The 24,377-nt window shown below is 68.2% G+C and carries 20 protein-coding genes and 1 pseudogene; 9 read left to right on the forward strand and 12 right to left on the reverse strand.

Going from position 1 to position 24,377, the window contains the following annotated elements; all coding sequences use genetic code 11:
• A partial coding sequence (locus tag MKK50_RS10555) for a BamA/TamA family outer membrane protein (RefSeq protein ID WP_499022104.1) occupies nt 1–238 on the reverse strand: 238 nt, incomplete at its 3' end.
• Here MKK50_RS10555 and bamA point away from each other — a divergent pair.
• A pseudogene (gene bamA / locus MKK50_RS10560) lies at nt 138–1,547 on the forward strand (outer membrane protein assembly factor BamA); the annotation flags it as partial. The gene MKK50_RS10555 and the pseudogene bamA overlap by 101 nt on opposite strands.
• Nucleotides 1,548–1,710: 163 nt before the next feature.
• On the forward strand, nt 1,711–2,766 hold the full coding sequence (gene lpxD / locus MKK50_RS10565; RefSeq protein WP_499022106.1) for a UDP-3-O-(3-hydroxymyristoyl)glucosamine N-acyltransferase: 1,056 nt from the start codon (nt 1,711–1,713) through the stop codon (nt 2,764–2,766).
• A 59-nt stretch (nt 2,767–2,825) separates the two neighbouring features.
• Here lpxD and MKK50_RS10570 read toward each other — a convergent pair whose 3' ends face one another.
• Together MKK50_RS10570 and MKK50_RS10575 are read right to left on the reverse strand one after the other, a co-directional pair.
• Nucleotides 2,826–3,821: a WcbI family polysaccharide biosynthesis putative acetyltransferase gene (locus MKK50_RS10570; protein ID WP_499022107.1), complete on the reverse strand. Its 996-nt coding sequence runs from the start codon at nt 3,819–3,821 to the stop codon at nt 2,826–2,828.
• 8 nt (nt 3,822–3,829) lie between these two features.
• A complete protein-coding gene (locus tag MKK50_RS10575) occupies nt 3,830–4,555 on the reverse strand; it encodes a fused DSP-PTPase phosphatase/NAD kinase-like protein (protein ID WP_499022108.1) in 726 nt (241 codons plus the stop codon).
• 137 nt (nt 4,556–4,692) lie between these two features.
• On the opposite strand from MKK50_RS10575, the gene MKK50_RS10580 reads away from it, so the two are divergent.
• Both MKK50_RS10580 and ppa read left to right on the forward strand, forming a co-directional pair.
• Nucleotides 4,693–5,199, forward strand: a complete 507-nt coding sequence (locus MKK50_RS10580) for a GNAT family N-acetyltransferase (protein WP_499022109.1) — start codon at nt 4,693–4,695, stop codon at nt 5,197–5,199.
• A 226-nt stretch (nt 5,200–5,425) separates the two neighbouring features.
• Nucleotides 5,426–5,965, forward strand: coding sequence for an inorganic diphosphatase (gene ppa, locus MKK50_RS10585; RefSeq protein WP_499022112.1), 540 nt, complete (start codon nt 5,426–5,428; stop codon nt 5,963–5,965).
• A 106-nt stretch (nt 5,966–6,071) separates the two neighbouring features.
• Here ppa and pyrH read toward each other — a convergent pair whose 3' ends face one another.
• From pyrH to MKK50_RS10610, 5 genes are all read right to left on the reverse strand, one after another.
• Entirely contained in the window at nt 6,072–6,794 is a 723-nt protein-coding gene (pyrH, locus tag MKK50_RS10590; protein ID WP_253372902.1) for a UMP kinase, read from the reverse strand.
• A gap of 166 nt (nt 6,795–6,960) precedes the next feature.
• Nucleotides 6,961–7,881, reverse strand: coding sequence for a translation elongation factor Ts (gene tsf, locus MKK50_RS10595; protein WP_253372904.1), 921 nt, complete (start codon nt 7,879–7,881; stop codon nt 6,961–6,963).
• A gap of 145 nt (nt 7,882–8,026) precedes the next feature.
• A complete protein-coding gene (locus MKK50_RS10600; RefSeq protein WP_253372906.1) occupies nt 8,027–9,097 on the reverse strand; it encodes a 30S ribosomal protein S2 in 1,071 nt (356 codons plus the stop codon).
• A gap of 236 nt (nt 9,098–9,333) precedes the next feature.
• Nucleotides 9,334–11,004 carry a methyl-accepting chemotaxis protein gene (locus MKK50_RS10605; protein ID WP_499022280.1) on the reverse strand — a complete coding sequence of 557 codons (1,671 nt, stop codon included), beginning with the start codon at nt 11,002–11,004 and terminating at the stop codon, nt 9,334–9,336.
• A 527-nt stretch (nt 11,005–11,531) separates the two neighbouring features.
• On the reverse strand, nt 11,532–13,514 hold the full coding sequence (locus tag MKK50_RS10610; RefSeq protein WP_499022114.1) for an acyl CoA:acetate/3-ketoacid CoA transferase: 1,983 nt from the start codon (nt 13,512–13,514) through the stop codon (nt 11,532–11,534).
• Between the two features lie 439 nt (nt 13,515–13,953).
• Here MKK50_RS10610 and MKK50_RS10615 point away from each other — a divergent pair, with 439 nt between their 5' ends.
• Both MKK50_RS10615 and MKK50_RS10620 read left to right on the forward strand, forming a co-directional pair.
• A complete protein-coding gene (locus MKK50_RS10615) occupies nt 13,954–15,156 on the forward strand; it encodes a pyridoxal phosphate-dependent aminotransferase (RefSeq protein ID WP_499022116.1) in 1,203 nt (400 codons plus the stop codon).
• A gap of 520 nt (nt 15,157–15,676) precedes the next feature.
• The gene (locus tag MKK50_RS10620; RefSeq protein ID WP_499022118.1) at nt 15,677–15,976 is read left to right on the forward strand and encodes a hypothetical protein; all 300 of its coding nucleotides are present in this window, start codon (nt 15,677–15,679) and stop codon (nt 15,974–15,976) included.
• Between the two features lie 77 nt (nt 15,977–16,053).
• Here the strand turns inward: MKK50_RS10620 and ppx are convergent, their stop codons facing one another.
• From ppx to MKK50_RS10640, 4 genes are all read right to left on the reverse strand, one after another.
• Nucleotides 16,054–17,607, reverse strand: coding sequence for an exopolyphosphatase (gene ppx, locus MKK50_RS10625; RefSeq protein WP_499022120.1), 1,554 nt, complete (start codon nt 17,605–17,607; stop codon nt 16,054–16,056).
• A gap of 116 nt (nt 17,608–17,723) precedes the next feature.
• The gene (locus MKK50_RS10630; protein WP_253372917.1) at nt 17,724–20,090 is read right to left on the reverse strand and encodes an RNA degradosome polyphosphate kinase; all 2,367 of its coding nucleotides are present in this window, start codon (nt 20,088–20,090) and stop codon (nt 17,724–17,726) included.
• Nucleotides 20,091–20,229: 139 nt separating this feature from the next.
• A complete protein-coding gene (locus MKK50_RS10635; RefSeq protein WP_499022122.1) occupies nt 20,230–20,979 on the reverse strand; it encodes a P-loop NTPase family protein in 750 nt (249 codons plus the stop codon).
• A 61-nt stretch (nt 20,980–21,040) separates the two neighbouring features.
• Complete coding sequence (locus MKK50_RS10640; protein ID WP_499022123.1) at nt 21,041–22,153, reverse strand: AI-2E family transporter; 1,113 nt, start codon at nt 22,151–22,153, stop codon at nt 21,041–21,043.
• Between the two features lie 144 nt (nt 22,154–22,297).
• On the opposite strand from MKK50_RS10640, the gene MKK50_RS10645 reads away from it, so the two are divergent.
• The 3 genes from MKK50_RS10645 (at nt 22,298) to purN (ending at nt 24,364) form a co-directional block, all read left to right on the forward strand.
• Nucleotides 22,298–22,534, forward strand: coding sequence for a DUF6429 family protein (locus tag MKK50_RS10645; protein WP_499022125.1), 237 nt, complete (start codon nt 22,298–22,300; stop codon nt 22,532–22,534).
• Nucleotides 22,535–22,640: 106 nt separating this feature from the next.
• Entirely contained in the window at nt 22,641–23,708 is a 1,068-nt protein-coding gene (purM, locus tag MKK50_RS10650; protein ID WP_253372923.1) for a phosphoribosylformylglycinamidine cyclo-ligase, read from the forward strand.
• Nucleotides 23,705–24,364 carry a phosphoribosylglycinamide formyltransferase gene (gene purN / locus MKK50_RS10655; protein ID WP_499022127.1) on the forward strand — a complete coding sequence of 220 codons (660 nt, stop codon included), beginning with the start codon at nt 23,705–23,707 and terminating at the stop codon, nt 24,362–24,364. The genes purM and purN overlap by 4 nt, the downstream gene beginning before the upstream one ends.
• The last annotated feature ends 13 nt before the right edge of the window (nt 24,365–24,377 follow it).

Raw genomic sequence — 24,377 nt, forward strand, 5'->3', positions numbered from 1 at the left:
CGAGGAAGTACGGCTCGGTGAAAGAGAGATCGACACCGCGGGCATACTCGCCCGACTGCACCGCAAGTCGGACATACTGGCCGCGGCCGAGGAAGTTCGACTCGGAGACCGAGACCTCGCCGATGATGCCGTCCTGGGTGGACCGCGCCGAGCGCCGGCTGAACGGACTGGGCTTCTTCAAGAAGGTGCGCTTCTCCAACGGGCCCGGTTCCGCGCCGGACCGGGTGATGGTCAACATCGACGTCGAGGATCAGCCCACGGGCTCGTTCTCGGTGGCGGGCGGCTACTCCACCCAGGACGGCATCATCGGCGAGGTCTCGGTCTCCGAGTCGAACTTCCTCGGCCGCGGCCAGTACGTGCGCCTCGCGGTGCAGGGCGGCCAGTTCGCCCGCGGCATCGACTTCTCGTTCACCGAGCCGTACTTCCTCGGCTACCGCCTCGCCGCCGGCTTCGACGCCTTCTACAAGTATTCCGACCTGACCCGCTGGTCGCGCTACGAAACGACCGTCTACGGCGGTCAGCTCCGCCTCGGCCTGCCGATCACCGAGGAATTCGGCGTCACCTTCCGCTACTCGATCTACAACACCGAGCTGCGGGTCCCGAACACCATCAAGCGGCCCTATAACGATTGCTCGGTGGCGATCCCGGGCTACACGCAGCCGAACCCTGCCGGAACGATCGACCCGTCGAGCGGCCGCGATGTGGGCGGTCTCCCGGCCTATCCGAACTGCGCCTTCGACGGCGAGGCCTCGATCGCGCTCAAGGGCCAGCAGGGCAACGTGCTGACCTCGCTCGCGGGCGTCACCCTGGCCTACTCGACGCTGGATAATCTCCAGCGGCCCACGAACGGCTTCTACGGCGAGTTGAAGCCTGACGTCGCCGGCATCGGCGGCGACTCCAAGTTCTTCCGCGTGACGGGTGACGCCCGCTACTACAAGGAACTGTGGGAGGACGTGGTCGGCTTCGTGCGCCTCCAGGGCGGTCACGTCTCGAACCTCGACGATCAGCCGCTGCGCATCACCGACCAGTTCTTCCTCGGCCCATCGCTCGTTCGCGGCTTCGCTCCGAACGGCCTCGGCCCGCGCGATATCGGCATCGCCGACGCCCGCTCCAACGCAATCGGCGGCACGACCTACTTCGGCGCCACCGTCGAAGTTCAGTTCCCGATCTGGGGCTTGCCCCGGGATCTCGGCCTGAAGGGCGCGCTGTTCGCCGATGCCGGCACGCTGTTCGGCTACTCTGGTCGTCGCAACTTCGACGTGAACGGCGACAACTTCATCAACGGCTTCGCGCCGGGATCGGGCTGCAACTACACGAACTTCGGTGCCGGCGCGATCACGGTCGAGCCTGAGTGCGTGAACGTCCGCGATAAGGCGACGATCCGTTCCTCGGTCGGTGCCTCGATCCTTTGGAACTCGCCGCTCGGCCCGATCCGCTTCGACTACGCCTACGCGCTGTCGAAGGACGAAGGTGTCCAGACGGCTCTGGGCAAGGTCGGCAAAGACCAGCTCCAGGCGTTCCGCTTCTCCGGCGGCTCGCGCTTCTGATCCTCAGAGCATTGACTTGAAAGAGCCGTGCCTGACCGTATCCCGGTCAGGCACGGCTCTTTTGCTTTGTGGCGACCCGTCCGTTCCGCTCCGAGCGGATGCCCCTTCCGGGCAAGAGCGCTATAGCGGCGCTCAGCTCCCTTCCCTGCCGGCGTCGAACCTCATGTCAAATCCCGTCTTCATCACGCCGAAAGCCGGCCTGACCCTCGGGGCCGTCGCCGAGGCCTGCGGCGTGCCACTCCCCGAGGGCACCGACCCGTCGCAAGCGGTGACGGGCGCCGCCCCCTTGGAGACCGCGGGGCCGAGTGAACTCGCCTACATGGACAACGCGCGCTACGCCGACGCGCTGGCCACGACGCGGGCGCTGGCCTGCCTCGTCTCGCCGCGCTTCGCCCCCCGCATGCCGGCCGGCACCATCGCCCTCGTCACCCGCGATCCCTACCGCGCCTATGCCGGGCTTCTGGCACGCCTCTACGAGGAGGCGATGCGGCCGGGCTCGCTGTTTGCCGCGGCCGGGATCTCCCCCGGCGCCCACGTCCACCCGCAGGCGCGGCTGGAGGACGGCGTGCGCATCGATCCCGGCGCCGTCGTCGGCCCCGGCGCCGAGATCGGCGCGGGCACGGTGCTCGGCCCGAATGCCGTGATCGGCCCCAACGTGCGAATCGGCCGCGACTGCTCCATCGGTGCGGGGGCGACCCTGACCCATGCGTTGGTCGGCAACCGCGTCATCGTCCATCCCGGCGCCCGGATCGGCCAGGACGGGTTCGGTTTCGCCATGGGCGCGGGCGGGCATCTCAAGGTGCCGCAGGTCGGCCGCGTCATCATTCAGGACGACGTCGAGATCGGCGCCAACACCACGATCGACCGTGGCGCCTCGCGTGACACAGTGATCGGCGAGGGCACCAAGATCGATAACCTCGTGCAGATCGCCCACAACGTGGTGATCGGCCGCCACTGCGTAATCGTCTCCGGCGTCGGCATCTCCGGCTCGACCACGCTGGAGGATTACGTCGTGCTCGGCGGCCAAGTCGGCGTCGTCGGCCACCTGCGCATCGGCATGGGCTCGCAGATCGCCGGCTCCTCCAACGTCAACCGCGACGTGCCGCCGGGCTCGCGCTGGGGCGGCACCCCGGCCAAGCCCGTGCGGACATGGTTCCGTGAGATGACGACGCTGGCCCGCCTCGCCGAACGCTCGGGCAAGGACGACGCGGAGGGGTAACGCAGGGCTCCGCCCTGAAACCCGCCAAAGGGCTTGCCCTTTGGGAACCCGTTACGGGTTCACGTCACAAACAGCTGGCGGATGTCCGGTGAGGCCGCCCAGTGCTCGATCCGGTGACAGGTCAGGGTCTCGCGCGGCTGCCCGCGATAGATCGCGAGGCTTTCCGCGACGAACGCGTCGAGACCGAGCGTCTCGGGCGGTGCGCCCCGGCGCTGGCGGCGCTTGAACACCGTGGAGCCCGGCACGCCGTACAGCGTCGCCACCGGCGGATAGACCGGCCAGATCGCATCGTCGAGAAGCCCATCCGGCGCGTAGGCCTCGACCGCCACAGGACGCGGCGTGAGCCCGGCTTCCCGCAGCAGCCGCCCGGCGATGTCGCCCAGCACGCTAAGGCGCGGATGGTTGATGTTGTGCATGAACAGGCCGCCCCGCGACCAGCGCAGCAGATCGCCCGAGAGGTCGAATCCGATCGCACGGCTCGATGCGATCAGGTCCGTGGCGGCCAAGCCCCAGGCATCGAGATAGCCGAGGCGCGAAAACACGTCCTCGCGGAACAGCCCGACGATCCGCTCCTGCGAGAGGCCCTGGAGAAAGCCGAACAGGGTGATCGCCGAGTGGTAGCTGCCGAGCGGTGACGGCACCAGCCTCACCCGCGCCACCGAGGCGAGGTCGCCGACATAGACCGCGTCCGGGTGGAACGCCGTGAAGACGATCGAGGGGAACAGGCGCATCCGCGGCAGCCGTTCGCGCAGCGCCTCCGAGCCGCCTTCGGGGAAGAAGCCCATGGGGAAGGGTTGGGAGAAGACGTAATCGCAATCGCCGAGCGCCGCGGCGAAGGCATCGAGGCTGCGCTCGCGCTTGCCCAGCGTGCTCATCGGGATCAGCCGCACCCGCGCGCCCGGCACGAGGATGCGCACGGCCTCCGCCACGCCCTTCGCCTGACAATTGCCGATCACGGCGATCCGGGGACCGTTCAGTCCGGCCTCGTCCGGCCCACGCCGTCCGGTCCAGAGGAGAGACACGGCCTTGAGCAGCCGGGACAGCCTGAGGGCCAAGGCGGCGCCTACTCGCGCCGCAACAGGCGGTCGACGACAACGTCGGACCAGAAACCGGCGCGGAAGTTCTGGGTGATCGCCTGCGGGTCGTAAGTGTGCTCGACCCACTCCAGAAAGCTCTGGCCCCGCGCCTCGCCCTCGCGGAGATAGGTCGCGAAGAACGCATCGAGGATGCCGGTCTTGGCAAAGCGGAAATGGCCGTAGCGCGGCGAGAGCTGGCGCAAGGCCTCCCGCACCGGGCGGCCCTCGTGCAGGATCAGGAACAGGGTCGCGGCAAGCCCGGCCCGGTCCGCTCCCGACTTGCAGTGCATTACCGCCGGGTATTCGAGGCTGGCGAAGAAGTCGCGCGCCGTCAGCAGGGTCTCGCGGGAGGGCGCCTCGCGCGAGCGCAGCACGAACTCGACGAGTTTCAGCCCCTGCCGCTCGCAGGCCTCGCGCTGGAGGGGCCAGGAGCCGTGCTCGCGTCCGCCGCGCAGCGACACGATGGTGCGCACGCCCTGGCGCTTGAACCACGCGAGCTGGTGCGGCGTCGGCTGGGCCGAGCGCCAGACGATCCCGGTGCCGATCCGGTGCCGGTTGAGATAGGCGAGACGGAAGATCCCGTGATCGACCAGCAGCATGTTCGCCCAGGCCTTCGCCCGAGATACGGAGCCGTCGATCGGCCGTTCGAACTTCGCGATGCGGGCCATGCGCCGCGCGTAGCGAGTCTCGGGGGGAAGGAAGCGGTTGAACACGGATGGCTGCGAGAGGCGTGTCGGAGCGTCCCTCTAACAGCCCGCGATTCGGGCGACAACGCACCCCGTTTCAGGCTGTTGCCGAACCGCTCGCTTTGCCAGCATCATGCGGCATCGGCTCGCAATCGGACCACACCATGACGACGACCACGGTGAACATCCGCCGTGCCCGCGCCGCGGACGCGGGCAGCCTCTCGGCGATCTTCGACGATGCGTGGCGCGAGGCCTATCAGGGCGTGATCCCGGGGATCGCCCTAGAGCGCTTCCTGGCCCGGCGCGGACCGGAGACCTGGCGCGACATGATCGGCGGCGGGCGCGGATTCGCCGTCATCGCCTTCGGCGAGCGGATCGCGGGCTATGCCGCCTACGGCCGGGCGCGCGACCGGGCCATGCGGGCGGACGGAGAGATCGACGAACTGTACATCGCCCCGGAATTCCAGGGCCTCGGGCTCGGCACCCGCCTGTTCCGGGCGGTGCGCAACGACCTGATCGACCGCGGACTCACCCGCATCGGGGTCTGGGCGCTCGCCGACAACGCCCGTGCCTGCGGGTTCTACGAGGGCCTGGGCGGCGTGGCCGGCCCGGAATCGGTGGAGCGCGTCTCCGGCTTCGGCCTGCCGAAGATCGGCTACCTGTTCACCTGACCGCGTCGGCGCGAGAGGCCGGGATCAGGGCCGGAGAGCGCAAACCGGCGTTTTCCGCTACAAGGGAGCGGTCAGCGTACAACTTGGCCAGAGGGACGATTTCATTTCCCGCTCGCACAATCTAAGACATCGATCGATGGGTGCGGCAGCGTAAGCCGCCCCCGCACGATGCACCCGCCGGACAGGGCGACGCGTCCGACGGCCGGATTTCAGAGAGCACAGGCCCATGGACATCAACGCCATCTCGATCGGCAAGAATCCGCCGGACGACGTCAACGTGATCGTCGAAGTGCCGCTCGGCGGCGAGCCGATCAAGTACGAGATGGACAAGGACGCCGGCACCCTCGTCGTCGACCGGTTCCTCTACACGCCGATGTTCTATCCGGGCAATTACGGCTTCATCCCCCATACCCTCTCGGGCGACGGCGACCCCTGCGACGTGCTGGTGGCCAACACCCGCGCCATCATCCCCGGTGCGATCATCAGCGTGCGCCCGGTCGGCGTGCTGGTGATGGAGGATGACGGCGGCGAGGACGAGAAGATCATCGCCGTGCCCTCGCGCAAGCTGACCCAGCGCTACAACCGCGTCGAGAACTACACCGACCTGCCCGAGATCACGATCAGCCAGATCCAGCACTTCTTCGAGCACTACAAGGATCTGGAGCCCGGCAAGTGGGTGAAGGTCGTGCGCTGGGGCGACAAGGCGGAGGCCCATCGCCTGATCCTCCAAGGGATCGAGCGCGCCAAGGCCCAGAAGGCCAGCTGATTCTTTTCCGACGACAGGAGCGGGCCGCAAGCGTGCTTGCCGGCCCTGCACCGCGTTCCCCCTCTCCCCGCAAGCGGGGCGAGGGATCTAAGCAGGACGCCGGTGCCTACGGCACCACGCGGGTCGAGACCGAGCCACCCGTCAGGATCGCGTTGATCGAACTCGGGGCGTGGACCGAGCCCACGACGATGGTGAGGCGGCTCTCCCGCGCCAGGGCGAAGGCGGCGGTGTCCATCACCTTGAGATCGCGTGCGATGGCCTCGTCGTGGGTGATGCGATCGTAGCGGATTGCGTCCGGGTCGTGCTTCGGATCGGCCGAATAGACGCCATCCACCTGCGTTGCCTTCAGCACCGCGTCGCAGCGCAGTTCCGCCGCCCGCAGGACGGCCGCGGTGTCGGTGGTGAAATACGGGTTGCCGGTGCCGCCCGCGAGCACGACGACCTGCCCCTTGTCGAGGTGATGCAGCGCCGGCTGGCGGGCATAGGTCTCGCAGATGGTGGGCATCGACACGGCCGACATGGTGCGGGCCTGGACGCCCGCGGCATTGAGCGCGGTCTCGATGGCGAGCGAATTCATCACCGTCGCCATCATGCCGAGGGAGTCACCCGTCGCCCGGTCGATCCAGCCCGCCTGGGAGATGCGCGCCCCGCGGATCAGGTTGCCGCCGCCGACCACCACCGCGATCTGGATCCCGCGGGAGATCGTGGCCGCGATGTCCTCGGCCAGGGCCGCCAGCATCGGCGGATGCAGCCAGAAGCCGTCGGGGGCGGCCAGGGCCTCCCCGGAGAGTTTGACGAGGACGCGGCGGTAGGTCGTCGTCTCCGGCATCGAAGATCCTCGTCGTCTCGGGTTCGGGGCGCCGCGGCTTCTAACAAGACGGGGGGCCGAACGTCGAGGGGCGACGGCATCGCTGCCGCCGCCCCGTATGACGACCTGTGAGGATCGGTGACGACACCGGAGCCGAGTCAGGCTCCCGAGCGTCCTCGCCGGGCTTTTAGCGCGACATGCTCGCGACTTCGGCGGCGAAGTCCGGCCCCTCTTCCTTCTCGATGCCCTCGCCCAGCGCGTAGCGGACGAAGCCCTTGATCGCGACCTCGCCGCCGGCCTTGCCCGCGGCCTCCTTGAGGATCTGCGAGACGGTCTTGGAGCCATCATGGACGAAGGGCTGCTCCAGAAGGGTGACCTCCTTGTAGTAGCTCTTCAGGCCGCTCTCGACGATCTTGGCCATCACGTGGTCCGGCTTGCCGGCGTTCTTCTCGCGCAGGATGTTGCTCTCGCGCTCGACCACGGCGGGATCGACGCCCGAGGCGTCGAGCGCCGTCGGGTTGGTGGCGGCGACGTGCATGGCGATCTGGCGGCCGAGCGTGGAGAGGAACTCGACGTCACCCTCGGACTCGAGCGCGACGAGCACGCCGATCTTGCCGAGACCATCATTGATCTGGCCGTGGACGTAGGACGCGATCACGCCCTTGCTCACTTCGAGCTTGGCGACGCGGCGCAGGGTCATGTTCTCGCCGATGGTGGCGATCAGGTTCGAGAGCTTCTCCTGGACCGTCTCGGACGAGCCGGGGAAGGTCGCGGCCTGGAGGCCCTCCAGGGTGCCGTCGGTGTTCAGCGCGAGCTTGGCGGCCTCGCGGGCGAAGGCCTGGAAGCCGTCGTTGCGGGCGACGAAGTCGGTCTCGGAATTCACCTCGACCACCGCGGCGTGGCGGCCGGCGGACTCGACGGCCACGAGGCCCTCGGCGGCGACACGGCCGGCCTTCTTGGCGGCCTTGGCGAGACCCTTCTTGCGCAGCCAATCGACCGCCGCTTCGAGGTCGCCGTTGGTCTCGTTGAGCGCGCCCTTGCAATCCATCATGCCGGCGCCGGTCTTTTCGCGAAGCTCTTTCACGAGTGCGGCGGTGATGTTGGCCATGGCGATCCTCTCGAGGTCTTGAAGCGCGGGTCTTGAAGAACGGGTCTTCAAGTGAATGAGCCCGGCGCTCTTTGAAAGCACCGGGCTTTGCAGGAAGATGACGATCGGGCCGCCGGGCGAAAAAGCCCGGCGGCGAACGCGGGACTTAGGCCGCGGCAGCTTCGACGAAGGCGCGGGACTGCTCGACCCAGCCGTCGCGGGCAAAGCGGCCGTTGAGCTTCAGGTCGGCGTCGAGCTTGGCCACGTCCTCGGGCTGCATGGCGGCGATCTGCCAGTAGTGCCACACGCCGGCATCGTTGAGCTTCTGCACGAGCTGCGGGCCGACACCGTTGAGCTTGGTCAGGTCGTCGGGCGCACCGCGCGGGGCGGCGAGCTGCTCGAAGTGCTCGGTCGACTCGGCAAGCGCGGCGACGTCGGCCTGGGCGATCGAGTCGGAGGCGACGGAGGCCGCCGCGACGTCGTCGTTGGCCGGCGGCAGCTCCTCGGCGGTCGGCTCCTCGGAGGCGCCGACGTCGAGGCCGAGCGCGCCCTGGCCGCGGCCGATGCCCTCGATCGCCGCGCGGGCGATGAGGTCGCAGTACAGCGCGATGGCGCGGCCGGCGTCGTCGTTGGCCGGGACGATGTAGGAGATGCCGTCCGGGTTGCAGTTCGTGTCGACGATGGCGGCGACCGGGATGCCGAGGCGCTGGGCCTCCTTGATCGCGAGCTGCTCCTTGTTGGTGTCGATCACGAACAGCAGGTCGGGCACGCCGCCCATGTCCTTGATGCCGCCGAGCGCCTTCTCGAGCTTGTCCTTCTCACGGGTCAGCATGAGGCGCTCCTTCTTGGTGAGGCCGACGGCCCCGCCCTCGAGCGTCTCATCGACCTTGCGCAGGCGCTGGATCGAGCCGGAGATGGTCTTCCAGTTGGTCAGCATGCCGCCGAGCCAGCGGGAGTTGACGTAGTACTGGGCCGAGCGCTTGGCCGCCTCGGCGATGGAATCCGCCGCCTGGCGCTTGGTGCCGACGAACAGCACGCGGCCGCCGCGGGCGACCGTGTCGCTCACCGCCTGGAGGGCGGCGTGCAGCGCCGGCACCGTCTGGGCGAGATCGATGATGTGGATGTTGTTACGGGTGCCGAAGATGTAGGGCTGCATCTTCGGGTTCCAGCGGTGCGACTGGTGCCCGAAATGGGCGCCGGCCTCGAGGAGCTGGCGCATAGAGAAATCGACGGCCATGATTTTTGGTCTCTCCGGTTGATACCGCCGCGGAGGAGTAGCTGGCCAATCGGCCGGCCACCGGAAACGCCCCATTCAGGCATGGGGCCGGCTCCGCGTGTGGGATGGGCGGGGCGTTAGCAGATGGGAGCGGATGACGCAAGGCGGGGCCGGGACGACATCCGCGTCCCGGCCCCGCCGTCATGTCGAACTCCGTGTCACGCTCCGTCGGTCTGACGAGGCGGTGGGGCGAGGCCTCAGGCCGCACGCACCGTGGCGAGGAAGCGGAACATCTCCGTGTTCAGGCGCTCGGCCTGCTGGGACAGGTCCGACGCCGAGTGCAGCACCTGGGACGCCGCCGCCCCGGTCTCGTCGGCCGCCGAGGCGACCCCGGCGATGTTGTTCGTCACCTCGGACGTGCCGGTGGAGGCCTGACCGACATTGCGCACGATTTCCTGGGTGGCCGCGCCCTGCTCCTCCACCGCCGCCGCGATGCCGGTGGCGACGCCGCTGATCTCGCGGATGCGGCTGCTGATCCCGTCGATCGCCGAGACGGCCTCGCCCGTCGCCCCCTGGATGCGGGCGATCTGGGCCGAAATCTCCTCGGTCGCCCGCGCCGTCTGGTTAGCGAGTTCCTTGACCTCGGCGGCCACCACCGCGAAGCCGCGCCCGGCCTCGCCCGCGCGCGCCGCCTCGATCGTGGCGTTGAGCGCGAGCAGATTGGTCTGTCCGGCAATGGTCGAGATCAGCGCCACCACATCGCCGATCCGCGCGGCGGCCTCCGAGAGATCGCGGACCAGGGCGACGGTCTGCCCGGCCTCGCCGGCTGCGACCCCGGCGAGTTCGGCCGAGCCGGCGACCTGCCGTCCGATCTCCTGCACCGAAGCACCGAGCTCCTCGCTCGCGGCGGCGACCATGCCGACATTGCCGGCCGCCTGTTCGGCCGCGGCGGCCACGGCGGTGGATTGTGCCGCGGTCTCCGTTGCGATCGCGGTCATGCTCTGGGCGGTGGCCTGCAACTCGGTCGCCGCCGCGGTCACCGTGCCAAGGATGCCGCCGACGGCGTGCTCGAAACCGTCGGCCATCTCGCGCATGCCGGCCTTGCGCTGCTCTTCCGCCGAGGCGCGGGCGAGCTCGGTTTCCTTCTCGAGCGCGCGGGCCCGCAGCAGGTTGTCGCGGAAGACGAGGACGGTCGCGGACATCGCCCCGATCTCGTCGCGCCGCTGAGCGAAGGGGATCGGCGCATCGGTGTCGCCGCCGGCCAGACGGCGCATCGCCGCCGTCATCCGCTCGATCGGGCGCGACACGCCGAGGAAGGAGAAGATCATCGCACCGATCGCCGTCAGCGTCGTGACGCAGAGCGCCACCAGGGTGACCTTCACCGCCGTGGCCTGCTCGGCACGGATCGCGGCGTCGGCAACCTTGCTTGTGGCCATGTTGACATCGACGAGGGCCCGCGCCGCCTCGGAGACGGCGAGGTAGCGTGTGTTCATGGGACCGCGGAAATAGTTGAGCGCTTCATCCTGCTGGTCGGGCCGGAAGGCGCGGAGGCGGTCCCAATCGGGCTTCAACTGCTCCAGCTTGGCCAGAAGATCGTTATAGACCTGCTGCTCCTCGGGCGAGGAGATCAGCCTCCGATAAGCTTCGACCTTGGCATTGCGGTCGCGCATGAAGGTCTTGACCTTCTCGCCGCTGTCGGCTCGCGCGGTCTCGCTCTCGGCCGTCACGTAGCGGAACTGCCAGAGTCGCGTCCGAATCACGAACGCGTTGATGGTGTGGGCCTCGTTGATCGACGGGATCGTGCTGTCCAGGATCTCCGATGTCCGCTCGCCGATCGCGTCGAGCTTGACCAGGGCAAGCACGCCCTGCCCGACGGCGAACAGCAGCATGAGTGCAAACAGCCCCATGAGGGTGCGCTTGAGTGTCATTCTCACGGGATACCTGCGTCGAAGTCGGAGACACCGAGTTCTTTGCGCATTTCGATTAATAAAAGTTATCTTTGCGTCGAGAAGGACAACTTGGAGCCGCACCCGACCCGATCGCGTCAGACCGGCTCAAGAGTCCCTGCTTGCACCTTCACGCCCCCGACAAATCGGTCGGCAATCCGTCAGTGCAAAATCAAGTTGCGTTCAGGACGTCGATTGCGCCGCCAAGATGAGGTGCAGCTTCGCTCAGTGCGCTCGCGTCATCGCTGAAGTGCCTGCGATCATCGCGGCGCAGAACATGGCGGCTTTCGCATGCCTGTTTTTGGAATCGGCAAGATTTCGAACGAGGCACCTCGCCGCTGAAGCTGCGACGCGCGGATACGCTCAAGGTGCACCCCGACGCGGCCCTCGAAGCCGCGCCGGTCCGTCCCCGGCGCGGCAGGGCTTCGGAGGCCACGAGGACCGGAAGACCTTTTGCGATCCTCTTCGCTCTCGGCGCGGGAGGGCTCCCGAGGCTGGAACGCTCGTCCTCAGGCGGCGGACGCCACCGCCGGCGAGATCATCTTGCGCGCCTTCTTGTCCTCGGTCGTGCCGAGGAAGGCCTGGGCCTCCTCCTTGCGCTCGAAGACGTGGGGGGCGACGCCGCGCTTGGTCAGCGCCTCTTCCATCTTCAGGCGGAGGAAAGCGCTGGTCGCGTAGCGGGTCGTCGTCGCGTAGTAGTTCGCCTGGAGATATTGGATCATCCCGGCATAGTCGTCGTAGAGGTTCTCGTTGAGCCGGAAGCCGTCGTGGTTGATCACGGCGTTGACCCGCTGACCGGCCTTGCGGCAGGCCTCGACGATGGTCATGCGCAACTCGTCCATGTCGCTCTTCACCCGGCAGTACCAGCCCTCCAGGTTGATGAAGAGGATATTGCGCTCGGCATCCAGGCTGACGCGGGATTTCAGGTCGAGGTTGAGCAGATCCGAGATCAGCTCCATCGGATCCTCGCGGAAGATGCGCGCGTCCATCGCCACCGGATTGCGCACCACGGGGGCGAAATCCATGTGGGCGAGGATGTCGCGCTCGATATCGATGCCCGGTGCCACCTCGATCAGTTCGAGCCCATCCTTCGTCAGTTGGAAGACGCAGCGCTCGGTCACGTAGATCACCGGCTGCGAGCGCTCGACCGCGTAGGGGCCGGAGAAGGTGTTCTGCTGTACCTGGGTGACGAACTTCCGAGCCCGGCCCTCCTGGACGATCTTCACCTGACCGTCCTGCACCGCGATCTCCAGGCCGCCCGCGGTGAAAGTGCCGGCGAAGACGACCGAGCGGGCGTTCTGCGAGATGTTGATGAAGCCGCCGCAGCCGTTGAGCTTGCCCCCGAACTTCGAGGTGTTGACGTTGCCGGCCCCGTCGCACTCGGCCATGCCGAGGCAGGTCATGTCGAGGCCGCCGCCGTCGTAGAAGTCGAACATCTGGTTCTGGTCGATGATGCAGTCGGCATTCGTCGCCGCGCCGAAACTCGAACCCGAAGCGAGCACGCCGCCGACGGCGCCGGCTTCCGTCGTCAGGGTGATGTAGGGGGTGATCTTCTCCTCGTTGGCAACGGAGGAGATGCCCTCCGGCGCGCCGACGCCGAGATTGACCACGCCGTTGGGCGGCAGTTCGAAGGCGGCGCGCCGGGCGATGATCTTGCGCTCGTTGAGCGGCATCCGCTTGATGCCGGTGACGGGTACGCGGATTTCGCCGGCGAGCGCCGCGTCGTAGACCACGCCGTAGTTCATGCGGTGCATCTCGGGCTCGGCCACGACGACGCAGTCCACGAGGATGCCAGGCACCCGCACGTCCTTGGGCAGCAGGTAGCCGTCATCGACGATACGCTCGACCTGGGCGATGACGATGCCGCCGTTGTTGCGCGCGGCCATGGCCTGGGCGAGGCAGTCGAGGGTCAGCGCCTCCTTCTCGAAGGAGAGGTTGCCCGACGGGTCGGCGGAGGTGGCGCGGATGAAGGCCACGTCGATCTTGGTGGCGGTGTAGAACAGCCACTCTTCGCCATCGACCTCGACCAGCTTGACGATGTCCTCGGTGGTCAGTTCGTTGACCTTGGCGCCGCCGTGGCGCGGATCGACATAGGTCTTCAGCCCCACCTTCGAGAACAGCCCCGGCTGGCCGGCGGCGCAGGCGCGGTAGAGCTGCGAGATCACGCCCTGGGGCAGGTTGTAGCCGCGGATCAGGTTGGCTTGCGCCGCCTGGGCCACCTTCGGCATGCGCCCGAAATTGGCGGCGATGACGCGGGAGAGAAGCCCGTCATGATGCAGGCGGCCGGTGCCCAGCCCTTTGCTGTCGCCCGCGCCCGCGGTCATGATCAAGGTCAGGCCACGCGGCGAACCGGTATCGACGAAGCGCTTTTCCAACGCTGCGTGCAGCGCCTCCGGGATGCAGCTCTGGACGAAGCCGGTCGTGGTGAGGACGTCGTTCTCGCGGATCAGCGCGATCGCTTCCTCGGCCGTGATGACCTTGTTCTTCTTCATAGGGCCCGCCGTCCTCCGCTTTCCTGGCCCGGCCGGACGGTACCGCCCGCCTCTTGCCGCTTCCGCCCGGAATATTGTCGGCCGCCCCCATGAGTCCGGGCAAGTCCCGGCCCCACAGAGGCGGCTGAATTCTGCATACAATTATCATTGCGGTGCACTGTTGTGCTATCGCACTGCAAGAAACTGCACACTTCGTCTGTGACAATACCCGAAAACCTTCTCAGCGTACGCCTGAAAAACACTTCGTTCCAGATTGAGAAAAATTGCAGATGGTCTCTGACGAGCGGCGGCTGCGGAGAGGCCGTTCCCGCCGCGGGAACTGGGAAGCAGCCTCCCGCCTGCCGCGCTTGCTCGTGTCGCGGCACGTGATTACGAGAGCCGCGATGCCCGGGACATCTTTCGGGCCACCGCACACTCGAAGACCTTTCGGAGATCTCCCATGGGCTTTCTCGCCGACGCCCTCTCGCGGGTGAAGCCGTCCGCGACCATCGCGATGACCCAGAAGGCGCGCGAGCTGAAAGCCTCGGGCGTCGACGTCATCAGCCTCTCGGTCGGCGAGCCGGATTTCGACACGCCCGACCACATCAAGGAGGCGGCGATCGACGCGATCCGCCGCGGCGAGACCAAGTACCCGCCCGTCTCCGGCATCAACCCGCTGCGTGAGGCGATCGTCAAGAAGTTCAAGCGCGAGAACGGGCTCGACTACAAGGTCTCGCAGACCATCGTCGGCACCGGCGGCAAGCACGTCATCTACAACGCGCTGCTCGCGACCCTGAACCCGGGCGACGAGGTGGTGATCCCCCGCCCCTATTGGGTCTCCTACCCGGAGATGGTGATCCTGTGTGGCGGCACGCCGGTCTTCGCCGAGACCGACATGGCCCACGACTTCAAGCTCCAGCCGGAGGAGTTGGAGCGCGTCATCACGGGCAAGACCAAGTGGATCATCCTCAACTCGCCCTCGAACCCGTCGGGCGCAGCCTATACCCGCGACGAGATGCGGAAGATCACCGACGTGCTGATGCGGCATCCGCATGTCTGGGTGCTCACCGACGACATGTACGAGCACCTGACCTATGGCGACTTCGAGTTCGTGACCCCGGCCCAGGTCGAGCCCGGCCTCTACGAGCGCACGCTGACCATGAACGGCGTCTCGAAGGCCTATGCCATGACCGGCTGGCGCATCGGCTACGCCGCCGGCCCCGAACAGCTCATCAAGGCGATGGACTTCGTGCAGGGCCAGCAGACTTCCGGCGCCTCCTCGATCTCGCAATGGGCGGCGGTGGCGGCACTCGACGGTACGCAGGAGCACCTCGCCCGCTTCAAGGCGGCGTTCCAGGAGCGGCGGGACCTCGTGGTCTCGATGCTCAACCAGTCGAACGGCCTCAAGTGCCCGACGCCGGAGGGCGCGTTCTACGTCTACCCATCCTGCGCCGAACTGATCGGCAAGACGACCGAGACCGGCAAGACCATCGGCTCGGACGAGGATTTCGTCACCGAACTGCTCCAGGCCGAGGGCGTCGCCGCGGTCCATGGCTCGGCCTTCGGCTTGGGTCCGAACCTGCGCATCTCCTACGCCACCTCCAACAAGACGCTGGAAGAGGCCTGCCGCCGCATCCAGCGCTTCTGCGGGTCGCTGCGCTAGAGCATCGTCCCGAAAGGTGGTCCCCGGCTTTCGGAAAAAGACGATGCAAAATTCGAAGGCTCGAGCAGCGGCCCGGATCCGGTATCCAGGCACGATGCTCTAAGCGCGCTCGGGCGAAGCGTCGCAGTCGCGGGAGAGCGCCCCGGCACGGTTGCCGTCGGCGGCGTGGGCCTCTACATCGGCCCTCCCCGCGGCCGATGCGCCCGATGGTTTCGCGAGCCCTCTCGGGCCTGCGTGGTGGCGGGGCCGGCAGTGACGGGGCGGTGCGGACCAGTTCTCTGCGCCGTTCCTGTGACGCTCAGTGGGCCGAGCGGCTGCAGGTGCGTCGGGAGCGCGGGGAACAGGAACCGCGATTCCGGCGCAAGGCCCACCTATCCGAATTCCCTCGCTCCCGACCGGCACGCCCCCGGTCCGGGGCCGAGCGCAGCGTATTGGCAGGCGGAGCGTTAACGGTCTTTCTCAAGGGAAAACGAACCGGTCCCAGGCAATCTTTTGCAGATTGTCGCTGAAAGGTTGCGCCATGTCTCAGGTTGCCCGAGCCAGAACGTCCGCTCGCCAGTATCTGCCGGAATCGAAGCTCGAAGACCTCGCCAGTAGCCTGCGGCGGCTCGCCAACCATCGCGGCCTCGTCCGCAGCGAGATCGCCAGCCCGATGCTGCTGCGCCTGCTGCCGCCGCCGCGGCGCGCCGAGGAGAAGAAGTACGAGGCCGACCTGCGCCAGCGCCTCACGGATGCCAACCTCGACGGACCGCGGATCGCCTATCTGATGGCCGACGCCGAACGTGAGATCGCGGTGGCCCACACCCGGCTGTCGGGCTGAGCAGCGAACGGATCGCCGAGGCGACGTGCATCGGCGCGATGGGGCGTGGATCGACGAGCGGATCGCGAGCGACCGGTTCAGCCGATCTCGATCCGCCCATCGAGCCCCACGACACGGCCCAGGCCGCGGACGCGGCTGAGCAGGCGCTCGCCGTTGAGTTCCGCCCATTCGGTGGGTAGGCGCAGCACCACCTTGCCGTCCTCCACCGTGAGCGGCATCCGCTTGAGCGGCCCCGCCATCCCGGCCGAGACCGGGAAGGCGACGCGCATCAGCGCCCCGACGAGGCGGGCGCGGTCGAACAGGCGCGGGCCGGCGAGCATCCGCAGGGTCGGGCTCGCTTTCTCCGGCGCCACGCCCTCGTGGCGGAAGTAGCCCGACAGGGCGAGGTAGGCGCGGCCGGGATGGTCGATGCCGGCAAAAGCGGCGTTGGCGAGCACGTTGAGGCTCTGCTCGCCGCGGTAATCGGGATGCGCCCGCCAGCCGATATCCGAGAGCAGGCAGGCGGCGTGGCGTAAGCGGCGCTCGCCCGCGGTCTCGGGCCCGTCCAAGCTGGTGATGAACTGGTCGGTCCAGTCGCGCAGCTCCTCGCCGTGGCCGGGCGAACGGGCGCGCTGCACGTTCAACTCTTGCGCCGAGACGATCAGCGGGTCGGTGAGGCGCGTCTCGCGGTCGAGCTGCTCGAACAGCAGGCCCTCGCGCACGCCGAAGGCGGAAATCGCGATCTCGCGCGGACGGCCCGCCCGGATGATCTCTTCGAGCACCACCGCGCCGAAGGCCAGCAGAGGCCGGCGCGCCTCGGAGATGGTCTCGACTTCCTGCAGGGTCGCGGCGTCGCTCGCCTCGACCATTTCGAGGAAGCTCAGCTCGTCGGAAGGCTCCACCGCGTAACCGTGCATGACGTGGAGCGGATAATCGCGGGCCGCTTGGTGCAACCGGGCCAGCGCCCGCCACGTGCCGCCGACCGCGTAGAAGGTGCGCCCGCGCAGCGTGTCGAGCTGCGGCTCGGCCTTCTTCAGATGCTCGCGGGCGATCTTGCGGGCCTTCTTGAGAGAGCCCTCGGAGAGATCCTGAAGCGCCAGCCCGCCGAGCGGCATGGTCACGCCCTGGCCGACCGTTGTGCCGTTGACGTCAACGAGTTCGAGCGAGCCGCCGCCGAGGTCACCGACCACGCCATCGGGCGCGTAGAAGCCGGAGACGACGCCGAGCGCCGACAGCTCCGCCTCGCGCCGGCCGGAGAGAAGCTGGATCTCCTGGCCGAGCGCCGCGCGCGCGGCGTCCAGGAAGGCCGGGCCGTTGGCCGCGTCCCGCGCGGCGGCGGTGGCCAGCACGAAGATGCGGGAGACCCGCATCGTGTCGCACAGGACGCGGAAGCGGCGGAGGGCCGTGAGCGCCCGCTGCACGGAATCCTCGTTGAGGCGGCCCGTGGAGAAGACGCTTCGGCCCAGCCCGCACAGCACCTTCTCATTGTAGAGCGGCGTCGAGGCACGCTGGAGCCCGTCATAGGCGACGAGCCGCACCGAATTCGAGCCGATATCGATGATCGCGACGGGTTCGAACGTCATGCCAGTCAACATCGGGGCCGGCCGTTCGGCGGAGTGGGCGAGCGTCAGGTGAGGACGTGTCGGACCCATGCAGCCCCCTCTCAGGGAAGCACCCCCGCAAGGGGCGCTCACGATGGTGCCGGGCCGGAACCGGCCGGACACTCACGATAGTGCCGGGCCGGAGACCGGCCCGGTGCAGGCTGTGGTCAGGACCGCTGGGCGCGGCGGCTGAGCGCCCGCGGGCTCGACTTCTTCGACGACTTGCCGCGCCCGGACAGGCTCGGATTCGTCATGAAATACTTGTGCGCATTGAACGGTTCCTCCCCTTCGGCAGGGCTGATCCGCTCGCTCGCACCCGATGCCAGTACACGCCAGCTCTGTCGGTTGTCGAGGAGGTTCGCCAGCATGATCTGGTCGAGGACCTGCTGATGCACAGTCGGGTTGGTGATCGGCAGCAGGGATTCGACCCGCCGGTCGAGGTTGCGCTGCATCAGGTCAGCCGAGGAAATATAGACGGTGGCCTTCGGATGCGGCAGCCCGGCGCCGTTGCCGAAGGCGTAGACGCGCTCGTGTTCGAGGAAGCGTCCGACGATCGATTTCACCCGGATCGTGTCGGACAGGCCGGGAATGCCCGGCCGCAGGCAGCAGATGCCGCGCACGATGCAGTCGATCTGCACGCCCTCCTGGCTGGCATCGTAGAGCGCGTCGATGATCTGGCTGTCGACCAGCGAATTGCACTTGATCCAGATCGCCGCCGGACGCCCGGCCCGTGCGTGGGCGATCTCCTCCTCGATGTGCTGGAGCAGGCGCGGCTTCAGGGTCAGCGGCGACACCGCCATGCGCTCCAACTCCGCCGGCTCGGCGTAACCGGTGATGAAGTTGAAGATGCGCGAGACGTCCCGGGCGATGGCCGGGTCGGCGGTGAAGAAGGACAGGTCCGTGTAAACCTTCGCGGTGATCGGGTGATAGTTGCCGGTGCCGACGTGGCAGTAGGTGACGAGGCGGTCGCCCTCGCGGCGCACCACCATCGACAGCTTGGCGTGGGTCTTCAGCTCGACGAAGCCGAACACCACCTGCGCGCCCGCCTTCTCGAGGTTGCGCGCCCAGCGGATGTTGGCCTCCTCGTCGAACCGGGCCTTCAGCTCGACCAGCGCGGTGACCGACTTGCCGGCCTCCGCGGCTTCGGCCAGCGCGGCGACGATCGGCGAGTTCGACGAGGTGCGATAGAGCGTCTGCTTGATCGCCACGACATTCGGGTCGCGGGCGGCTTGCGCCAGAAACTGCACCACAGAGTCGAACGACTCGTAGGGGTGGTGGACGATGAAGTCCTTTTGGCGGATTGCGGCGAAGACGTCGCCGCCGGATTCGCGGATGCGCTCGGGGAAGCGCGGATTGTAGGGCTTGAACTTGAGGTCCGGCCGGTCGATCCCGACGATCTGCGACAGCTCGTTGAGCGCGAGCATCCCCTCGACCACGAAGACCGAATCGGGCGCCATCTCCAATTCGTCGGCGACGAAGGCGCGCAGCTCCTCCGTCATGCCCGCCTCGATCTCCAGACGGATGACGACGCCGCGGCGGCGGCGCTTGATCGCCGATTCGAAGTGCAGGACGAGGTCTTCCGCCTCCTCCTCGATCTCGAGATCGGAATCGCGCACGACGCGGAAGGCGCCCTGCCCCTTCAACGAGTAGCCGGGGAAGAGACGGCTCGCGTATTTCGCGATCACCTGCTCAATGGCGATGAAACGGGCGGTACCGTCGCCCGCCACGTCGGGCAGGCGCACGAAACGGTCGAGCAGCGACGGCAGACGGATCAGGGCGCGCAGGGTGCGCCCGTCACGGGGCCGCACCATCATCAGCGCGACGGTGAAGCCGAGATTGGGGATGAACGGGAACGGGTGGGCCGGATCGATGGCGAGCGGCGTCAGCACCGGGAAGATGTAGGTGAGGAAGTAGTCGTCGAGCCAAGTGAGGTGCTCCGCCGACAGCTCCGCCGGGTCCGCGAGGTGGATGCCGTTGCCGTTCAGCTCCTCGCGCAGGGCGCGCCAGCGATCCTGCTGGTCCAGCGCCAGCCGCGAGACTTCCGTGCCGATGCGGGCGAGTTGCTCGGAGGGGGTCAGGCCGTCCTGCGAGGGCACAACGAGGCCGGCGCGGACCTGATCGTGCAGGCCGGCCACACGCACCATGAAGAACTCGTCCAGGTTGTTGGCCGAGATCGAGAGGAAGCGGAGCTGCTCCAGCAGCGGGTGGTTGGGGTTGGAGGATTCCTCCAGAACCCGGCGGTTGAACTGGAGCCAGGACAGCTCGCGGTTCACGAAGCGCTCGGGCGAATGGCGGAGCGATCGCCCCGCCTCCAGCACCGGCTCGCGGGCAGCCTCGGCCGCATCGCTCTCCGCCTTGTCGTCGGCTTCCGAAGGCTTCTCGGCAGCCTTCTCCGCAGCGATGATTCGGGCGGCACGGGCGGTGCGGGCGCGGGCGGATTCGCTGCGCACACCCCGCTCGGTGGCGAGGCTGGTCTCTTCGGTCTCGGTCGCCTCCGTATCACGGGCGACGACATCCGACTCCACTTCCGACAACGCCTGGCTCCCTTCCGCTCGAAAGCGCGTCCCGGTCACGATGCGACCGGGAACGGCTCCGCCCCCTGCTCTGCTGCGCGGCTCCCTAACATAGGGCGGCCGAACCGGTTTGACGGTTTCGTGACAACGGAGGGGCGTCTCACGACACGTCCACGTCGTCTTCCGCCTCGCCTTCCGCCTCTTGCCCCTCCTCGCCCCCGGCGGCGGCCTCCATCCGGTCGAGGACGGCGAGCGCGAGCGGCCGGGTGATGCGGCGGCGGCGGCCGAGCGCATCGCGGTCGAGTTCGGCCACGACCTCGCGGACGCGGGCCAGCGAGCGATCGATGCGCAGGGCCAGGGCATCGACCACCGAGGTGTCGATGCCGAGCTGCCGGTCGGCGAACAGCTTGACGATCACCGCCTTCAGCAGCGCGTCGTCGGGCGGGCCGATCTCGGCGCCGGGGGCGAGCCTCAGCCGCGAGCGCAGGTCGGCGACCTTGAGCCCGAAGCCGTCCAACGGCCCGCAGGCCGTGAGCAGCACCGGAAAGCGGCGCTCACGGGCGAGGTTGAGCAGATGGAACAGAGCCGCCTCGTCGCGGCCCGCCTCGCGCTCCACGTCCTCGATCACCAGGGCGCCGTTGGAGATGAGATGGGAACCCCGATCCATCGTGACGTCGGCGGCAGAGACCGTCCAGGCTTGCGCCCGCGTCGCCCAGATCGAGGCGAGATGGCTCTTGCCGCTGCCGGGCGGGCCGCGGAGCAGGAACACGGTGTCGGGCCAGTCGGGCCACGCCTCGATCAGGGCGTAGGCCTCCTCGTTCGAGGGGCTGACGAGGAAATCCTCGGCGCCGAAGCGCGGATCGAGCGGCAGGTCGAAGGTGAGCTGCTGCGGGGGAGCTGTGTCGCGCATCCTCGCACCTTACACGAAGTTGCTCGACACCGGCCGACGCCCGCACGGCCCTTGCGGGCGATCAGTCGCGGGCGGGCAGCGTCGCGTTCCCAGATTCCCCGATCAGCAGCGGCCCGTCGCCCCGGTAGAGCTTGCTCTCGAGGTAGCGCTCGATGCCGAAGCGCACGACGACACCAATCGAGGCGGCGACCGGCACGGCAAGGATGAGACCAAGGAAGCCGAACAGCGAGCCGAAGGCCAGCAGCGCGAACATCAGCCAGACCGGATGGAGGCCGACCGAGTCGCCCACGAGCTTGGGCGAGATCACGTTGCCCTCCAGGAACTGCCCGACGAGGAACACGCCGACGGTGAGCCCGATATGCAGCCAATCGCCGGTGGGCCACCATTGCACCAGGGCGACGCCGACCGAGAGCATGAAGCCGGTGAGCGTGCCGACATAGGGGATGAAGGTGAGGAAGCCCGAGATCATCCCGATCAACACGCCGAAGTTCAGCCCGACGAGGAACAGGCCGATCGCGTAGAACGAGCCGAGGATCAGGCAGACGAGGCTTTGCCCCCGCACGAAGCCGGTCACCGCCCCGTCGATCTCGCCCGCGAGCCGCCGCGCCGTCGGACGGTGGCGCGGGGGCACCCAGCCGTCGAGGGCAGCGATCATCCGGTCCCAGTCGTGCAGCACGTAGAAGGCGACGACCGGCGTGACGACGAGCAGCGAAGCGATGGAGACGAGGGCCTGGCTCCCGGTCCAGAGCGACTTCAGGAAGGCCAGGAACCACGCCCCGCCCTGCCCCACCAGCGTGCCGACGGAGGATTGCAGCTCGTTGACGACCTCGCTGCCGCCGACGCGCTGGAGCAGCGGCCCGGCCCGCTCCACGAGGATGCTCTGCAGGCGCCCGACCATGGTCGGCAAGGAATTGACGAGCGAGGCGATCTGCCCGGCAGCCAGCGGCACCACGATGATGAGCAGCACCACGAACCCGACGACAAATCCGGCCAGGATCAGCAGCGTGGCGGCAAGCCGCCCGAGGCCGAGCCGTTCCAGCCGGTCGGCCAACGGATCGAGCAGATAGGCCAGCGCCAGCCCCGCCACGAAGGGCAGCATCACCTCGCGCAGCTCGTAGAGCAGGAAAATGAGAACCGCGAGGATCGAGAGCCCGATGATTGCCCGCCCACGCATCGAGATCTCTTCCTTGCCGCCTTTGTCCGGCACGGACAGTGGGAAGCGTGGCGTTCGGGGTCAAGGCGGGTCTTTCGGCGAACCTTGCCGCACGCGGCGGGAGGGCGTTCGATAGCCGCGTCACTTCAAGGGAGACAGGACGCCATGGAGACCGAGGACACCGAACGGATCGACGCCGCGGTTCTGGCCCTGCTTCGGCTCACGCTGCACGACGGCGACCGCGCTTGGAAGGAGCACTCCTGGGACGCACTCGGCCGACTTCACGCCAAGGGACTGATCTTGGATCCCGCCAACGAGGCACGGTCGGTTCGGCTCACGCCAGCGGGGCTGGACCGTTCTGCGAGCCTGTTCGAGGCGCTTTTCGCCCGCAGCCCGGAATGATGCTGTGCCCGAACATGCCGCCCCGCGCCGGTGACGGTGGCCAAGCGCGCCGCGATGTGGCAGCGGGTTTTGGCATGATCAGCGATTACCGGACGACGGGGCGGCGATGACGGCGCAGGACGGAAACGGGCTCACCTACGCGCAAGCCGGCGTCGACATCGACGCGGGCAACGCGCTCGTCGAGACGATCAAGCCGCTGGTGCGCGCCACGCGCCGGCCGGGCGCCGATGCCGAGATCGGCGGCTTCGGCGGGTTGTTCGACCTCAAGGCGGCCGGCTTCAAGGATGCGATCCTAGTCGCCGCCAACGACGGCGTCGGCACCAAGGTAAAGATCGCGATCGAGACCGGACGCCACCACACGATCGGCATCGATCTCGTGGCGATGTGCGTCAACGACATCATCGTCCAGGGCGCCGAACCCCTGTTCTTCCTCGACTACTACGCCACCGGAAAGCTGGTGCCGGGGGTCGGCGCCGACATCGTGCGCGGCATCGCGGAAGGCTGCCGGCAGGCGGGCTGCGCGCTGATCGGCGGCGAGACCGCCGAGATGCCCGGCCTCTACGACGGCGCCGACTACGATCTGGCCGGCTTCTCGGTGGGCGCGGCCGAGCGCGGCACGTTGCTGCCGCGCCCCGGCATCCTGCCCGGCGACGTCGTGCTCGGCCTGCCCTCCTCGGGCGTCCACTCGAACGGCTTCTCCCTGGTGCGGCGGATCGTGGCCAAGACCGGCCTCGGCTACGACGCCGACGCGCCGTTCGCGCCCGGCCGGACCTTGGGCGAAGCGCTGCTGGAGCCGACCCGGATCTATGTGAAGCCGTTGCTCGCCGCGCTGAAGCGGGCCGGCGGCATCCGGGCGCTCGCCCACATCACCGGCGGCGGTTTCCCCGACAACCTCCCCCGCGTCCTGCCCGACGGTGTCGGCATCGCGATCGACCTCTCGGCGATTGCCGTACCGCCGGTCTTCGGCTGGCTGGCGCGCGAGGGCGGCGTCGCCGAATCCGAGATGTTGCGCACCTTCAACTGCGGCATCGGCATGGTTGTGGTCGCCGCCGCCGACGCGGCCGATGCCGTGGCGGACGCGCTGACCGAGGCCGGCGAGGCACCGGTGCGGCTCGGGCACATCACCGAGCGAGGCACGGAGCCGGTGACGTTCAAGGGGCAGCTCGCCCTGTGAGCGCTCCGGTGACGAAGAAGCGCGTTGCGATCCTGATCTCGGGCCGCGGCTCGAACATGGCCTCGCTGATCGAGGCGGCGCGCGCGCCGGACTATCCGGCCGAGATCGTGCTCGTGCTCTCGAACCGCCCCGACGCTGCCGGCCTCGACCGGGCGCGGGAGGCCGGCATCCCGGCCCGCGCCATCGACCACAAGGCGTTTCCCGACCGGACGAGCTTCGATGCCGCGCTCCAGGCGGAGCTGGACGAAGCGGGCATCGAGCTGATCGTGCTCGCCGGCTTCATGCGCATCCTCACAGATGCCTTCGTCGAGGCCTGGACGGGCCGGATGATCAACATCCACCCCTCGCTGCTGCCGCTGTTCAAGGGCACGCACACCCACGAGCGCGCCTTGGAGGCAGGCGTGCGGCTGCACGGCTGCACCGTGCATTACGTCGTGCCGGAACTCGATGCCGGGCCGATCGTGGCGCAGGCCGCCGTGCCGGTGTTGCCGGGCGACGACGCCGACACGCTGAGTGCCCGGGTGATCGTGCAGGAGCACCGGCTCTACCCGGCGGCGCTGGCGCTGATCGCGGGCGGTGGCGCGGCGTTGAACGGGGGGCGAGTCCGCTTCAAGGCTCAGGCACGCGACGCAGAGGTCGCGATCCTTTCGCTTTGAGCGCCGTATCCAT

Source organism: Methylobacterium sp. J-043 (assembly GCF_022829505.1).
GTDB lineage: Bacteria > Pseudomonadota > Alphaproteobacteria > Rhizobiales > Beijerinckiaceae > Methylobacterium > Methylobacterium extorquens_A.